General features: G+C 44.4%; 19 protein-coding genes. 1 reads left to right on the forward strand and 18 read right to left on the reverse strand.

All coding sequences use genetic code 11. The annotated features are described in order from the left end of the window. Positions 1-69: 69 nt before the first annotated feature. From scpB to SIN01_RS07370, 18 genes are all read right to left on the reverse strand, one after another. Positions 70-672, reverse strand: coding sequence for an SMC-Scp complex subunit ScpB (gene scpB / locus SIN01_RS07285; protein ID WP_010027091.1), 603 nt, complete (start codon positions 670-672; stop codon positions 70-72). Next, positions 635-1,420, reverse strand: a complete 786-nt coding sequence (locus SIN01_RS07290) for a segregation/condensation protein A (protein WP_010027090.1) — start codon at positions 1,418-1,420, stop codon at positions 635-637. Before SIN01_RS07290 ends, scpB begins: the two co-directional genes overlap by 38 nt. Positions 1,421-1,545: 125 nt before the next feature. Beyond that, on the reverse strand, positions 1,546-1,893 hold the full coding sequence (locus SIN01_RS07295) for a GNAT family N-acetyltransferase (protein ID WP_010027089.1): 348 nt from the start codon (positions 1,891-1,893) through the stop codon (positions 1,546-1,548). A 171-nt stretch (positions 1,894-2,064) separates the two neighbouring features. After that, positions 2,065-3,393, reverse strand: coding sequence for a diaminopimelate decarboxylase (lysA, locus tag SIN01_RS07300; RefSeq protein WP_029548322.1), 1,329 nt, complete (start codon positions 3,391-3,393; stop codon positions 2,065-2,067). 130 nt (positions 3,394-3,523) lie between these two features. Then, positions 3,524-5,011: a spore germination protein gene (locus SIN01_RS07305; protein ID WP_047034859.1), complete on the reverse strand. Its 1,488-nt coding sequence runs from the start codon at positions 5,009-5,011 to the stop codon at positions 3,524-3,526. 25 nt (positions 5,012-5,036) lie between these two features. After that, positions 5,037-5,387: a stage V sporulation protein AE gene (gene spoVAE, locus SIN01_RS07310; RefSeq protein WP_010027223.1), complete on the reverse strand. Its 351-nt coding sequence runs from the start codon at positions 5,385-5,387 to the stop codon at positions 5,037-5,039. A 2-nt stretch (positions 5,388-5,389) separates the two neighbouring features. Further along, positions 5,390-6,403, reverse strand: coding sequence for a stage V sporulation protein AD (gene spoVAD / locus SIN01_RS07315; protein ID WP_010027225.1), 1,014 nt, complete (start codon positions 6,401-6,403; stop codon positions 5,390-5,392). A 14-nt stretch (positions 6,404-6,417) separates the two neighbouring features. Then, positions 6,418-6,867: a stage V sporulation protein AC gene (spoVAC, locus tag SIN01_RS07320; protein ID WP_010027226.1), complete on the reverse strand. Its 450-nt coding sequence runs from the start codon at positions 6,865-6,867 to the stop codon at positions 6,418-6,420. 142 nt (positions 6,868-7,009) lie between these two features. Beyond that, positions 7,010-7,768, reverse strand: a complete 759-nt coding sequence (gene sigF / locus SIN01_RS07325; RefSeq protein ID WP_010027228.1) for an RNA polymerase sporulation sigma factor SigF — start codon at positions 7,766-7,768, stop codon at positions 7,010-7,012. Between the two features lie 12 nt (positions 7,769-7,780). Further along, positions 7,781-8,221, reverse strand: coding sequence for an anti-sigma F factor (gene spoIIAB, locus SIN01_RS07330; RefSeq protein ID WP_010027230.1), 441 nt, complete (start codon positions 8,219-8,221; stop codon positions 7,781-7,783). Continuing rightward, entirely contained in the window at positions 8,222-8,572 is a 351-nt protein-coding gene (gene spoIIAA, locus SIN01_RS07335; RefSeq protein WP_010027231.1) for an anti-sigma F factor antagonist, read from the reverse strand. 162 nt (positions 8,573-8,734) lie between these two features. Beyond that, on the reverse strand, positions 8,735-9,907 hold the full coding sequence (locus tag SIN01_RS07340; protein WP_052766821.1) for a D-alanyl-D-alanine carboxypeptidase family protein: 1,173 nt from the start codon (positions 9,905-9,907) through the stop codon (positions 8,735-8,737). 720 nt (positions 9,908-10,627) lie between these two features. After that, complete coding sequence (locus tag SIN01_RS07345; RefSeq protein WP_010027291.1) at positions 10,628-11,437, reverse strand: purine-nucleoside phosphorylase; 810 nt, start codon at positions 11,435-11,437, stop codon at positions 10,628-10,630. 20 nt (positions 11,438-11,457) lie between these two features. Beyond that, positions 11,458-12,366 (reverse strand): tyrosine-type recombinase/integrase, encoded by a 909-nt coding sequence (locus SIN01_RS07350; protein WP_010027289.1) that lies wholly within the window; start codon positions 12,364-12,366, stop codon positions 11,458-11,460. A gap of 5 nt (positions 12,367-12,371) precedes the next feature. After that, positions 12,372-12,638: a DUF4227 family protein gene (locus tag SIN01_RS07355; protein ID WP_010027288.1), complete on the reverse strand. Its 267-nt coding sequence runs from the start codon at positions 12,636-12,638 to the stop codon at positions 12,372-12,374. 174 nt (positions 12,639-12,812) lie between these two features. Beyond that, on the reverse strand, positions 12,813-13,313 hold the full coding sequence (fur, locus tag SIN01_RS07360; RefSeq protein WP_010027287.1) for a ferric iron uptake transcriptional regulator: 501 nt from the start codon (positions 13,311-13,313) through the stop codon (positions 12,813-12,815). 226 nt (positions 13,314-13,539) lie between these two features. Next, positions 13,540-14,172: a stage II sporulation protein M gene (spoIIM, locus tag SIN01_RS07365; protein WP_010027286.1), complete on the reverse strand. Its 633-nt coding sequence runs from the start codon at positions 14,170-14,172 to the stop codon at positions 13,540-13,542. Between the two features lie 101 nt (positions 14,173-14,273). Next, positions 14,274-14,822: an NUDIX hydrolase gene (locus SIN01_RS07370; protein WP_010027285.1), complete on the reverse strand. Its 549-nt coding sequence runs from the start codon at positions 14,820-14,822 to the stop codon at positions 14,274-14,276. A 218-nt stretch (positions 14,823-15,040) separates the two neighbouring features. Between SIN01_RS07370 and SIN01_RS07375 the strand changes: the two genes are divergently transcribed. Next, the coding region (locus SIN01_RS07375) for an MFS transporter (protein WP_141306029.1) at positions 15,041-15,673 on the forward strand (633 nt) is incomplete at its 3' end.

Genomic DNA, 15,673 nt, shown 5'->3' on the forward strand with positions numbered 1-15,673 from the left:
AGCCGCTGATGCAGTTTATACCGACAAGGTGCTGCACTTGGCTCAAGTTTGAATCAGTGAAAACAATGATTACAGATCTTTTATGGTTTCTTTATACTGGTCATAAAAGAGATCATAGGTATCAACGTGTTCATTCTGTTGCTTCATCATTTCGGTAAGTGGAGGAAGTTCACTTAAGTCATGGAGGCCAAAATAGTCGAGAAATAAAGGCGTAACACCGTATAAGATTGCTCGCCCACTTCCCTCAGCGCGTCCAACCTCTTTAATGAGCCCTTTCACAACAAGCGTTTGAAGCGCTCGTTCCGACTTTACGCCACGAATCTCTTCTATATCGATACGCGAAACCGGCTGTTTGTATGCAATAATGGCCACCGTCTCCAAAGCTGCTTGAGACAGCGGCGCTGTTTTTGGAATGGCCGCAAATTGTTTCGCATAGTCTTTCATAAACGGTTTGGTTGTCAGACGGTAGCCATTGGGAAGATCCGTAATCATCAATCCGCTTGATTCATTCGTTTGATAATTTTCCTTCATCTGCTCGACAATGTCACTAATTTCATCTCTCGTACATTCTGGAAGCACTTTATGTATTTGTTCGACTTGTACGCCGTCTTCTCCTGTTATATAGAGAAGTCCCTCAATAATCGAATGAATTTTCTCCCGTTTCAAAATCATCTGCTCCTTCTCCAAGATTGATCATGATATCATCAAAGTTTTCATTCTGCATGCATTGAATCGCATTTAGTTTCATTAGTTCCAGCAGGGCAAGAAACGTCACAATGAGATGTGTCCGATCCGGATAGGAGAAAAGCGACTGAAAAGATAAGGGATGCTTGGCAGACGCTAACTTGTTCATCACCAAATTCATCTGCTGTCCGATCGGTAAAACTTGACGATCGATTTTTGTATTCAATGGTTTTTCCAATTTATTCTTTAACATCAGCCGTCTGAATGCATGCAATAGGTCATGAACCGTTGCTCTTCCGGAAATAGGAATAGAAGTCAAGTCATTGTTCTCGTACGCAGTCAAATCCGACGGCGGTTTTGCGTAAAGCTGCATTCGACCCTGCTCATTTTCCTTTAGCGCTTCAGCCGCTTCTTTATATTGACGATAATCAAGCAGCTGCTGCATCAATGCTTCACGCGTCATCTCTGGGTCTTCATAGCTGTCATCATCAACGGATTGAAGCTCTGTTTTTGGTAAAAGCATTTTGCTCTTCATCGCAATAAGTGTTGCTGCCATAAGCAGATATTCGCTGGCAATATTCAATTCAAGCTTTTGCATATGGTGAATAAAATCTAAATATTGGTCGGTGATTTCAGCAACCGGTATATCATAAATATCAATTTCCAGTTTTTTTATCAGATGCAGAAGTAAATCAAGAGGACCTTCAAAAGCATCGATTTTCACTTTGTATTCCAAGCTTTATCCCCCAGATTTCAACTTTTTTCCATCATTATCTGATCTTAAATAATGAATCGCTTGTTCCTTCGGACGAGCAAAAAAAAGAAACCATATCAGGAATTGGTTTCTTTTTCCTCACCTTCTTAAAAACATTTGTTGAAGTAAGACTTAATGGCTTGAGACGGAACCAGATGAACGTCCGCGCCAATGAACTGCTCCAATGCCAAAATCATCTTCTTGCCGACCCCTTCCGCTCGGTAGGAAGGATTGACACTAATATGCTCGATTATCGCTTCGTGCTCCGAAGTCAAGTGAACCCCGACCACACCCAGTATATCTTCATCATCTTTCCATAAAAACAGCTGCCAGTTTTCGTCCTCTTCGTACTTTTGTACGGTTTGCAAAAGCAGCTTTATCTCTTTTTCAGACGGGATAAAAGACAGCAGACCCATGGCTATCTTCTCGTAACTCTTTTTATAGCGAATCAGCATGTTGAACCCCTCATAACTATGAGATAACATAATCTTTCATTGCTAAGAAATCAAGCACACGATTTATATTATACCCAAAACAATCAGGCTGTGCATCTTTTCACCTGGTGTATCGATAAAATGGACGTTTGAACCCACCGAATTTAAAGAGTGATAAAGTGCATCTGTCAATTAAATATTTGGAGAAAGGTTCTTTAACGGTACATCGCAACGAATCAAATCTTCGTAGCTTTCACGTCTGACGACGAGTGTTGCTTCGCCGTTTTCAACAAACACAACGGCAGGATTAGCAATGCGATTGTAGTGACTCGCCATGGAATAGCCATAGGCGCCTGTTGAAAATACGGCAAGTAAGTCACCGGAGCTGCAAGTTTCAGGGAGCATAAGTTCTTTAATTAGAATATCACCAGACTCGCAACACTTTCCGGCAATCGCAACCTTGTTCGTTTTCGGTTCAAGCGCCCGGTTTGCACAGATCGCTTGATATTCTGCTTGATAAAGTGACGGACGAATATTATCGGCCATCCCGCCGTCAATAGACAAATAATTGCGTATACCCGGGATCGTTTTCGCTGCCCCGACGGTATAGAGCGATGTTCCTGCTTCCCCAACAATTGAACGTCCCGGTTCAATCCAAAGTGCAGGCATCGGTAATCGATAACGCGCGCACTCCTCTTCTGCTGTTTCAACAATAGCATCAATGTAAGAAGTGATGGGCAGCGGACGATCCTTTTCTGTGTAGCGAATGCCGAATCCGCCACCGACATTCAGCACGTTAAGCGCAAAACCCAATTCTCGTGTCCATTGGTTTACGTGCTTGAGCATGACACGAATGGCGCCAGTGAAGCCATTGGTTTCGAAAATCTGAGAACCGATATGAGCATGGATGCCGATTAATTGGAGATGCGCTGCTTGAAGTGCCTGCTTCACAGCCTGCTGCGCCGTTCCATTGGCCAAGTTGAATCCAAATTTCGAATCGTCTTGACCGGTCATGATAAATTCATGAGTGTGCGCCTCAATGCCTGGGGTCACGCGAAGCAAAATAGCGATTTGTTGATCGCGCTCGGTGCACATGCGTTCAAGTAACTCCAGCTCATCGCGGTTATCAACAATAACGGCTCCGATTCGTGCGTCCAGTGCCATAGCAAGTTCTGACTCAGACTTATTGTTCCCATGAAAATGAATCCGTTCAGGATCCATTCCTGCTTTAAGTGCAGTAAACAATTCGCCTCCGGAGACAACGTCAAGCGACAAGCCCTGTTCATTCACCAATTGGATCATAGCAAGAGTGGAAAAAGCCTTGCTTGCATAAGCAATTTGCCAGTTAAGTCCTTCGTGTTTGTCAAACGCCTTTTTAAATTGATTTATTTTGTCTTTGATTAACGCTGTATCATAGACATACAGCGGCGTGCCAAATTCTCCTGCCAAATCGTTCGTATCAATACCGCCAATATACAGATGGCCGTCGCGATTAATTTCCTGTGTGCCGAACACGGCAATCCTCCCCATTTCTAGACAAAGAGTCCACTATCGTATCTAAACAGTGCACCCTTTTTCCCGCCTGATCTCTTGAAAAATACGTACAAAATTTTAGTGATAGTTTATCATGATTAACGGCTCAAGACAAGGTTTACTTCGTCTTGCTTTTCGCAGGCTGGCGGTATTTATCCATAGGACGTACAATGCTCGGACGGATAACCGAAGTTGGCAAAGCACGGCGAATGACGATATTAAAGAGACCGGTTGGATTAAACGGGATGAACGGCCACAAATATGGGGTATTCATATTGCGAACATGCGCCAAGTAGATGATGAATAAGGTTGAAGCAAACATAAATCCAGGGACGTGAAAGAAACCAACCGCTAAGATTAATAGGATTCTTACCATTTTGTTCGCTAACTGAAGCTCGTAACTTGGTGTCGCAAAACCACCGATGGAGGCTGCCGAAGTATATAAAATGACTTCGGGTACAAATATCCCTGCTTCGATGGCAATCTGTCCGATCAAAACAGCTGCAATGAGACCGAGTGCCGTCGACAATGCGGTAGGCGTGTGAATCGCTGCAAGTCGAAGCGTTTCAATCCCCACTTCCGCAATCAGAATCTGAAGGATCAAGGGGATATGATAATCCTTATCATTCGGCCCAATGAAATTAAGAAAATCTGGGAGTAGATGATCCGTTACAATAAGCAGCCATAATGGAACAAGAAAAATGGAAGCAAGAATCGCCATAAAACGAAACCAGCGCAGCAGCGCTCCTGAAGCGGTTACTTGTCGATACTCCTCCGCATGCTGAACATGGTGAAAAAGCGTTGTCGGCAAAATCATGACACTTGGCGATGTATCCGAAATAAGGACGATGTGCCCTTCAAGAAGATGAACAGCCGCGACATCTGGTCGTCCCGTGTAGCGGACAAGTGGGAAAGGATTCCATCCCTGCCTTAAGATAAATTCTTCAACAGCATTATCAGCCATCGGGATCCCGTCAACATCAATCGCCTTTAATTCCTTACGAATTGTTTTGATTAATCCTGGATTAGCGACATCCTTCAAGAAACAAATGCAGACATCTGTTTTTGAACGGACGCCGATCTGTAAAATTTCACAACGAAAGCGAGGATCACGAATGCGCCTTCGGATCAGACCTGAATTTTCAATAATATTTTCTGTAAATCCATCCTTAGAACCACGCACAACTTTTTCTACATCCGGTTCTTGCGGCGTTCGTCCCGGATAGTGCCGAAGATCAATGCACAAGCCTGTTGATTCGCCATCAATAAAAATAACGATGCGCCCTGTCAGCATTTTGTCGATCGAATCATTAAGTGTTGTCACTTCTTCAACCTGCTGATGTACTAAATGCTGTTTGATCTCTTCAAATACGTGTACATTTTTCTCATTTTCACTCGAAAAACGCATGAATTCCCGCATCATAACGACAAGGATGCTCGAGTCCACCAGACTGTTGGTATAGTATATTCGGCAATCTCTACCAAGTATCCTGATTTCACGCACCCCGACATCAAAATTATGGGGACCGATGTCAAGAATCTGCTGCATTTGATCCGCATTATCTGTGATTACTTTGCTTATTAGTTTGGTTGCTTGTTTTTCCATTCTATCGAATCCTCCATCCAGCGACTCATCCCTTCGGTTTAAAAATCAGAGCAACAATAAATCCGAAGAGTATTGCAGAAGTAATCCCTGCTGAAGTCAATTTAAAAATGCCCATTGCAATACCTAGATAACCGTGCTCATGGCCTTCCGCCATCGCTCCGTGAAGCAAAGAATGGCCGAAACTTGTTATTGGAACGGTCGCGCCGGCCCCAGCGAACTCAATAAGATGATCGTAGATACCAAAGACATCCAAAGCAGCACCTATAACTACAAAGGTGGCAACAACATGGGCAGGCGTCAATTTGAACACATCCATAAGCAGTTGTCCGACAACACAAATTCCCCCACCGACGAGAAAAGCATAGACAAAGATCATGATTAACCCTCCTTAGCTGATTCCAAAAGCACGGCATGTGCGATACATGGGATCGTATCCTTCTCCTTTGGAGTCGAACTATTAAGCAGCGCCCCAGTCGCGACCACTAGAACGCGCTTTAACGAACCCTCCGCCAATCTGTTAAATAAATAACCATAGGTCACGACTGCGGAACAGGCGCAGCCGCTTCCTCCTGCACTTACCGGCTGATCAGACGTATAAATCATCGTTCCGCAATCCTGGTGAATGGAACTGATATCTAAACCCTTTTCTAAAAGAATCTCATCTAAAATCGGCGAACCAACACCTGATAAGTCACCGGTAACAACGAGATCATAATCATCAGGTGTTCTGCCTGTATCCTGAAAATGGGTCCATATTGTATCTGCTGCTGCAGGAGCCATCGCCGTTCCCAAATTCGCCGCATCATTAATTCCCCAGTCAATCACTCTTCCAATTGTCGCTTCCTTAACTTTCACTTTTCCAGGCTCTTTGGTTAGCAGCGCAGCACCTGCTCCCGTAACGGTAAACGTTTGGGTCAGTTTTGTCGGGCCACCGTATTCCGTTGGATAACGAAATTGCCTCTCGGCAGTTGCATTATGGCTGCTGACGGCACAGAGTACGTTGTCCGCGAAGCCACTGTCAACCAGCATTGCTCCGGTTGCCAATGTTTCCATTGAGCTTGAACAGGCACCAAACATGCCGAGAAACGGAATTCGGTTCTCTCGGGCAATGAAATTTGACGTCACGGTTTGATCCATTAAATCGCCTGCGAGAAAGAGATCGATGTCTCCCTCTGCTTTTCCCGCTTTTGCCAAACAAAACGAGATCGACCGTCGGAGTAAAGCTCGTTCGGCTTCTGTCCACGATTTTTGGCCGCAATGAAGATGTTCATAACACTTATCAAAACTTGCGGATAATGGTCCCCTCGCTTCCAGAGGCCCTACGACTGTACCAGTCGCACCCAAATAAATCGGTTGATCGAATCGCCAAGTTTGTTTTCTAACTTTACTCAAGCGTTCACGCCTCCTCAGAATAAATGTTCAATAAATAGCCGAACGATGCCTAATACCGCTGCAGACACAACCCCGAAAACAATGACTTCACCGGCCAGTTGAAACAAGTTTGTCGCGATTCCAAGCACGACACCCTCGTTCTTATGTTCCAGCGCACTGCTTGTAATCGAATTTGCAAATCCGGTCACCGGAACAATGGTTCCCGCTCCGGCAAAATTAGCAATCTTGTCGTAAATACCAAAGCCAGTCAGAAGTGCTGAAGCCAGGATCAGTGTGGCTACCGTAGGATTTCCTGCAGTTTGTTTTGAAAAATGAAAAACATGCATATAAAAAGTTTGCACACCCTGACCAATCAAACTGATCAAGCCGCCAACCAAAAAGGCCTTGAAACAATTCATAAAGTAAGGCACCTTCGGCTGATACGCTTTGACGTTTTCCTTATAATTTTTGGGATCATTAAGCATAAGCAGATACTCCCTTCCGAATCGTACTGATTCTTAGTATCTGCCAAGTGGTTTAAATTATGCTCAAGTGTGAGAATTGGTGGATTGGAAAGTAAAACATAGCGGCGTAATGAAGTGAAAAACGAAAAAAGCCGGATAACCGTTATTCGGCCATCTGGCTTTTGATCTCTTCGAGTATTTTTTTTTCAAGACGTGAGACCTGAACCTGCGAGATACCAAGTCGCTGCGCAACCTCTGTTTGTGTCTGATCTTTAAAATAACGAAGATACACGATCAGTTTCTCACGCTCATTCAATTGTTCGACAGCTTCCCGGACGATCATTTGGTCAAACCATTTTCCGCCCTCAGTGTCTGAAATCTGATCCAGAATGGTAATTGGATCTCCATCGTTTTCGAAAACCGTTTCATGGATCGATGACGGGGCACGGATTGCTTCTTGAGAAAGCACCACATCTTCGGGAGACAGTTCCAATGCCTCAGCTAATTCGCTAATTGTTGGATTTCTCCCGAATCGTTTCGATAACTCGTCCTTCTTTTTTCGCACCTTGATTCCGGTTTCCTTTAACGAGCGGCTGACTTTAACCGCCCCATCATCACGAATGAAGCGCTGAATTTCTCCGATGATCATCGGTACCGCGTAAGTAGAAAAACGAACGTCATAAGAAAGATCGAATTTATCAACCGATTTCAGCAAACCAATACAGCCGATCTGAAACAGATCATCCGGCTCATAACCGCGGTTGATAAAACGCTGGACGACCGACCAGACCAGCCTCATATTCTTCTGAACGAGTCGGTCGCGCGCATCATGATCTCCCGCCTGACTTTGTTTAATCAGCTTCTTAACTTCATCATCATCAAGCAACGGTTCCTTAGATGCCGTCTTTCGATCAAGCTCCATTTGCATGTCTCCCTACTTGCATACCGCTCGATTTTGGGCAATTTCCTTGGTCATGATGATCGTTGTTCCTTTGCCTTCCTCAGTCTCAACCGTGACATGATCCATAAAGTTTTCCATGATTGTAAAGCCCATTCCTGAGCGTTCCAACTCCGGCTTCGTTGTGTAGAGCGGCTGTTTCGCCTTCTCTACATCGTTAATCCCAACACCGTCATCATGCACCGATACCGTCACATTGCCGTCCTCAAGAACGGCTTTTATCGTTACATCACCAACACCGCTGTTCCCATAACCATGAATGATACAATTCGTAACTGCTTCAGAGATCACGGTTTTAATCTCCGTTAGTTCATCAAGCGTTGGATCGAGCTGCGCGACGAATGCCGCAACGGTGACACGGGCAAAAGACTCATTCTCACTGACAGCCGAAAAGGTTAGCGACATCTTGTTTCTCATTCAGGCCACCCCCAAAGTGTGAAGTGCATAGTCTTCATCAGTTTCAAGTCGGAGAATTTTAAACATACCGCTTAGTTCAAAAAGCCGTCGTACGGCTGGAGAAATCGAGCAGACAACCATTTCTCCGCCAAGCCCTGAAATGCGTTTGTATCGTCCAAGAATAACGCCTAGGCCTGAACTATCCATAAATGTGAGATTCCCTAGATTTAACAAGATATGCTGCACCATTTGCTCATCCATAACACGGTTGACCTTTTCCCTCAATTCATCGGCAGTATGATGATCAAGCTCACCTTCAAGCCGGATACACAGCACCCCATACTTCACTTCTAACTCTGTTTTCAGACTCAATGCTGCTCCTCCCTCCATGAACCGTCCAACGAACCGGCGATCCATTTATTTATATATTCAGTTCTCTTTTCTTCTCACCTACTCCTGCCTGCCGACAGAACTAGTGCCTTTTCGTCAAAACCGTCATGAACATGCCAAAATAGCCATTCCTTCCCTAGAGCCTTAGTGGGTTAAAATAGATCCGGCACTCCGCTTAAACAACTGCCACCACGTCGCGCGCTTGACTTGATCCTTAACAATAAGCGGCGTTTTTGATAGGACTTTTCCCTTTTTCATCACAATGTATTGACCGACAACTGTCCCTGACTTTATTGGAGCCTTAAGCGCTTTGTTCATCTTGATGGTTTTTTCGATACCTTTCGTACCCTCACCTTTTTTTAGGAGCAGTACTGTGGGCTGCTGCGTGACAATCGGAACTTGCGCTTGATCTCCTTTATTCACTTTAGCCATCGCTACTGGTTTATGTTTTTTTAAAAGCAGTTTCGTTGAATAGTTTGCAAAAGCATTATCCATGAAACCGGCAATCTCCTTGTTGCGCTCTTTAGGGGTCGGCGCTCCCATTACGACCGCCACAACGCGCATCCCATTTCTTTGCGCTGTTGCTGTTAAACAATATTTTGCATCGTTTGTAAAGCCAGTTTTTAATCCATCTGCGCCTGGATAGGTTTTAATCAATTTATTTGTATTGACCAACCAAAATTTCTTATCCGTATTCTCGCGCAAATAGTCTTCATATTTTGAAGTATAATGAAGAACCTCTGGGAACTTTATCAGCGCGCGTGCCATAATCGCCATGTCATGCGCTGTCGTGTAATGATTGGCTACCGGAAGACCTGTTGGGTTGACAAAATGGGTGTTTTTCATCCCCAGTCGTTCTGCTTCATGATTCATTTTTTCAACAAATGCCTTTTCTGACCCGGCTATATGTTCTGCCATCGCGACAGAAGCATCGTTGGCTGAAGCGATACAAATTGCTTTGAGCATTTCATCTACCGTCATCGATTCACCGGGTTCAAGGAACACTTGAGAGCCGCCCATTGATGCCGCGTGCTCACTCACATTGATTTTATCTTTCAAGGTAAGCTGGTGACTTTTCAGTGCCTTAAAAATGAGCAGCAGTGTCATCACCTTGGTCATACTCGCCGGTGGAAGCTTTTTATTTTCATTGTTTGCAAATAATATCTTCCCTGTTTCCTGCTCCATAACAATTGCTGATTTTAGTTTACCATCCTCCTGATCGGCCTTATTCTTTTGTTCGGCAAAGGCCGATCCCGCAGGAACAAAAGAGGCAAAAAGAAGTGAGGCACAGATCATCCAAACAGAAAATACCTTCATAAAAAACCCCCTCATTATGCTCCATAACATTTTGTCCATACCCATTGCTTTTATACCGTATATGAGGAGAAAAAACAGGAGATTTATTCAATGGTTTCTTTAGAATCATGTAGCCATTGTCAGGTTGATAGACACTCGTGGTGAGGAACGGCAGTTGGACGCGCCGTCTTTTGCATGCCCAAAAACCACAGACTTTGTACGTAAATACAAGTGAGACGCTTTATCTTAATGGTATTTTCATTCAAGCGGTGACCCGCACCCCTCAAGCGGGTCAAGAATGTTTCTTTACCTGGAACAGAACCGAGGCGGGAATTCTAGTCTTCTGGTCTTTAATTAAGTAACTCGTAATATAAGCGGAGATTTTTTGGTTATGCAAAGCAAAATCTCCCATTTTCACGTTTTTCACGTTGATAAGCGGAATCTCTCCCTCGCTTTACTTCCGCAGGATGCTGTGACTTCCGTGTTGTGCACGAACGACACTCCAACTGCTCGCTTGCCGCGGGCGCACCGCGAGCCTCCTCAGACAGGGCAAGAATCTGCGGGGTCTCGCTGGCACGCATCAACAAGGCGCGATCCCGCAGGCGCCAGAGTACCTCCGCTTTGATTCTTGGCCAAGACACTGGTCTATGGGTTTGAAGACGGGGCAAAATCTTAGCTTAATAAAAAGGGCATCTCAACGGCGCAAGCGAACGTTGAGATGCCCTATAACAGACGAAAAAGTCATATTGAACGGATGAGCGACCGAATCAGTGCAGTAAAGTCATTTCTTACGCGATCCGCCGTCTCAATAACTTCTTTATGGGAGAGCGGTTGATCTAAAATTCCGCAAGCCATATTGGTAATACAAGAAATACCAAGAACCTCCAGTCCAAGATGACTGGCGGCAATCACCTCAGGAACCGTTGACATGCCGACCGCGTCTGCCCCCATAACGCGCATCATGCGAATTTCTGCAGGCGTTTCATATTGAGGCCCATGAGTAGCCAGATAGACGCCTTCCCTAACCTCTATGTTGTGTTGTTCTGCCAATTCCTTGGCTTTTTGGATCAACCGAGGACTATATGCATGGGACATGTCCGGAAAGCGAGGCCCCAACGCTTCATCATTTGCGCCAATGAGTGGGCTGTCACCGAGCATGTTAATATGATCGGTAATCAACATCAGATTTCCTGGGTTAAATTCAGTGTTGATCCCGCCGCATGCATTGGTAACAATTAATTGTTTCACGCCCATTGCCTTCATGACGTATACAGGAAAAGCCACTTGTTTTAGAGAATAGCCTTCATAGTGATGATAACGCCCTTGCATCGCTACGACAATTTTGTCCTCAAGTTCGCCAATGACAAATTGTCCTTTGTGCCCTTTTACCGTTGATTCTGGAAAATGAGGCAGAGAATGGTAAGGAATGCGTACCGCCTGATGCATTTGGTCAGCCAAATCACCGAGCCCTGATCCAAGAATCAACCCAACTGTGGGTTTAGATGCGGTTGCTTCCCTAACCTTCATCATTACTTCTTCGATTTGTTTCATAAGATCGCTCCTGTCTTGAATCATTCATTTTCTTTTTTTGCACGTGGATGGTACGCCATGTAGATCTTTTTTAAGGGCTGCCGACGCGAGCGCGGAAAACGCAGTGCCGATGCATGCGGTGCTCGTCCCATCAATTCATCGACAAATTCGATCGGTGCTCCATTTGCGAACAGATGAGCGGTTAGCGACTGGCGGATCGTTTCCGGAGAAAATTGATCTTTGATCCCTGCTTGTACTGCATAATATTTCAGGATCTTCCAAACACCTTGCCGAGACAGCCTTTTATTCAACCGATTTAGAAAAAGAGGCCGATCCGGTGCTTCTTTAGCCGGATCTTGGTCTCTGTCACCTATGTATTCCCGCAATGCCTGCACAGACTGCCCATTAAGCGGAAGCACGCGTTCATGATTGCGACTTCCGCAACAACGGACAAATTCCATCTCTAGATTGACATGCTCGCGATTTAACTTAATGCATTCGGAAACACGCATGCCTGTTGCATAGAGCACTTCAAGCATGGCATGATCACGTTTTCCTGTTCGCGATGTTTGATCCGGTGCGGAAAGAAGCTGCTCCATTTGATCCAGTGACAACACGGCCGGGGGAAATTTTTCAGAGGCTTTAGTCAAGTGATTGAGCGTATAAGCGGGATCATTATCCGTTTGCCCGCTTCTGAGCAGGTAACGGTGCAGACCACGCACTGCCGCAGCCTTTCGGGCAAGAGTCGCCGGAGCCAGCCCCCGATCCTTTAAAGAATAAAGGTAGTTCATCACCATCACATTGGTTACGTCGCACCATTGCCTGCAGTTCGATCGCTCTACGAATTCGAGATACTGAGACAAATCGCCTCGATAAGCATCAATTGTATTTTCTGATAAACCGCGTTCATCAGCAAGTTGTAACAAGAAGTTGTCCAGACTCTTTTTCAATTCGCTTATTCTCCATCTCTTATAAATTCAAAAAAGCGTGAAAGCGGAAGTTGTCCGCCTTGATCGTTCCTGTCTGCTTCATGAAGCCCGATGTCTATTGTGCGTGTCACTTTAACCGCCCCTGAATCAGGTTCATCATAACGGTGCAGGTATTCTTGAACGTTGTCCATTCCCGTAAGTCCATAATAAAAAAGTGCTGTAAAAAATGTAAAGAGAAAAATAACCTTAATTAGTTCAGCACTGATACGAAAGAATAGGTTCAATTCATTCATCTCCGCTCATCCACCAAATGGATCTTAGTTCATCCTATGAAACAGAGCAGAGAATATTGCGAAAAAGGCATACCTTTTTCTCTTGACGCTGACGCTCTCTTATCGATTAGTTGTCGAAAGGACAGATATGAAAAAACAGTCTGATTCACTCAGGCTGCTTGAAAACAGGAACAGTTATACTTTCTCTGTCTCCTGAAGATACGATTTTTCTTTATTTAATCGACTTTCTTCTTCGTGCTTTTCCAAGCATCGATGGCAGATGCCGTGAAAGGTCAGACGATGATCCTTCACTTTAAAATGCCACTTACGTTCAACAACCTTTTCTACTTCACTCAGTAAATCTTCCTGAATTTCATCAACTGAACCGCATTCAACGCAGACCAAATGGTGGTGAAAGTGGCTTGCTCCCTCGCGGCGCAGGTCGTATCGTGCCACTCCGTCGCCGAAGTTAATTTTGTCTACAATTTTAAGTTCTGTTAACAATTCAAGGGTTCGATAAACGGTCGCCAGTCCGATTTCTGGTGCTTTCTCTTTAACGAGCAGGTAGACATCTTCAGCACTGAGGTGATCTTGCTCGTTCTCCAGCAAGACTCGAACTGTCGCTTCTCGTTGTGGCGTCAGCTTATACTTCTGTCCATGAAGCTGTTTTTTAATCCGGTTAATCCTGCCTTCCACAAAAGCGCCCCCTTCACGCATCGATGACCCACAAACAATTGAGCTGCTTCTCCGAACCAAACCATCCTATTCTCGATCATTAGGATTGTTCAAAAAAGGCTTCTATTATCAATAAGATCATTTGTTTTCACAAAAAAATTATAATCCTTATTGATAACAGTGTCAATTAGAGATAATTACTTTCAAATTATAATTGTTTTTTTTAAAAAAAGAAGCGGTTCTCCGCTCATGAGATGAAAATACGGATCAGCGCAGGAGACAGATAAGATTCATACCCTGAAGCGATTACCGCAACGAAGCATACAGCTGCTAATACGATTGCATAATTGATAAATTGCGGCAAAAGCGGGTGCTTTCGTGTCCTCATTAATAATTGTCGGATCATTTTCAATGAAAAGGCAACGGAGAGTACGGCTATAAATAAAAAATTCGGCAGAATGATCAAGTTCTGAGGGAAAATGCTGACGAGAACAGCCATCAGTCCCTTTGATCCCATCTGACTAATCAAAAAGCCGACCGTAAAGCCAAGAAACATCCCTTTAATGAAAACCAGTAAGAATATAACTGGAAGACCGATTATAGATAGACCAAGCACCCAGATTAATAGGATCAATTGAAAATGATGCAGAAAGCTCTCTTTAAATAAAGCTTGAGGTTCAGCGATCTGATGCTGCGCCAATTCACCAAAAAATTGTTGTAAATAATGCAGCAAATTGCTTTTTGATTCATAGGACAGACAGTTTACAACGATTGCACCGAAAATAATCCCCATGAGGATTAGCCCGGTGACAAAAGTATAAAGAGAAAGATAATCGCTGATATGCTGCTTCAACGCAATTTTGATCCGCTGTGAGAACATGTGCGTAACCTCCCGACAGGATTCGAACATCTGAAATCTATAATCCTATTCTATGAGATAGAAAGAAATCTATGCCCGCTGCGAGAGATTCACGCATTCTTTCACTTTTTTGTTTGTAACGTACGTAGTTTCAAGAATTGCACCGCATATACCGACTTTGCATCATAGATTTGATGCTCAGCAACCATTTTTTCCGCTCCCGCAACCGTTGCGGCGCTTAACTCAAGAAATTCATCTGGATCCAAATGCTGCTTCCCTTCGATCAGTGTATCGGTGAAGTAAACATGAAGCAGTTCATCAGAAAAACCGGGTGAGGAATAAAACGAGGCGACCTTTTCCATCTTTTCACAGCGGTAGCCGGTTTCTTCTTCCAACTCGCGCATTGCTGAGTCATCGGGGTCTTCATTAGGTTCCAGTTTGCCTGCCGGTATTTCATAGATCACTTGATCCAGCGGATAGCGGTATTGGCGAACAAGAAGCAGCTTCCCTTCCTTATTCACGGCGATAATCGCTACTGCCCCCGGGTGTTTCACTACTTCACGCGTGGACGACTTACCATTAGGCAACTCCACTTCATCCAAAAATAAATGCACAATTCGTCCCTTGAAAATTTCCTTTGAACGCTTCTTTGTCTCAGTTAAGCCATCCATAATAACACATCCTTATTCTCATTCAGCGCTTGACCACTCAGCTTAATGTCATGTTAATTTTACCACAATCCGCAAAATACTTAAGACAAAATTGTGGGCGCAAACCCTTCTCTGTCTGTATTCCAATTTTCGCTGTAATAAAAAAATTGAGCTGATGAATCGCGTTTGCGATACAATGTTAGGGTATTGTTTGTATCAAGTCTTTTGAGGTGACGAACATGACAAGGCAAGCAAAAACATCCGCAGCTTTTTCAAGGAAAAGTGTTCCCCAATTTTTTCAGCCCCTCTATCAGTCACACGCTTTTCGTGCGTTATGGATTGGGAACACACTCTCAGTATTCGGGTCATCGATTTCTGGAATCATTTTGCCCATTCTGGTTTACTCGCTCACGCAATCTACAGTTTCAATGGGTCTTGTGATGACAGCGTATATGCTGCCAAATGTCATCATGCTTCCTTTTGCCGGGATCATCGTTGATCAATTCAATCGAGCAAAACTAATGCGCTTTGCAGATCTCATGCGTTGCGCAATGGCTGCCCTGATCATGGGGCTTGGTTTGAACAACGCCTTGACCATTCACGTGATGACCTTGATCGCAATTGTGCTGGGCATCATGGATGGGCTATTTCTGCCGGCCTTTTCCGCATTGCGTGCAACCGTGTTCACCCCTAATATCCGCACTTCGGCAAATGCACTCAATCAGTTAAGTATTCAAGCAATGCGGCTGATTGGCCCGGCAACAGGTGGTCTGATTGTCTCGATTTGGTCTGCTCCAATTGGATTTGGGATCGACGCTCTGACTTTTCTGATCTCTTTTATCTGTTTGCTTTTTCTAACTGGACAGTCAAAA

Source organism: Sporolactobacillus inulinus (assembly GCF_006539285.1).
In the GTDB taxonomy this organism is placed as follows: Bacteria; Bacillota; Bacilli; order Bacillales; family Sporolactobacillaceae; genus Sporolactobacillus; species Sporolactobacillus inulinus.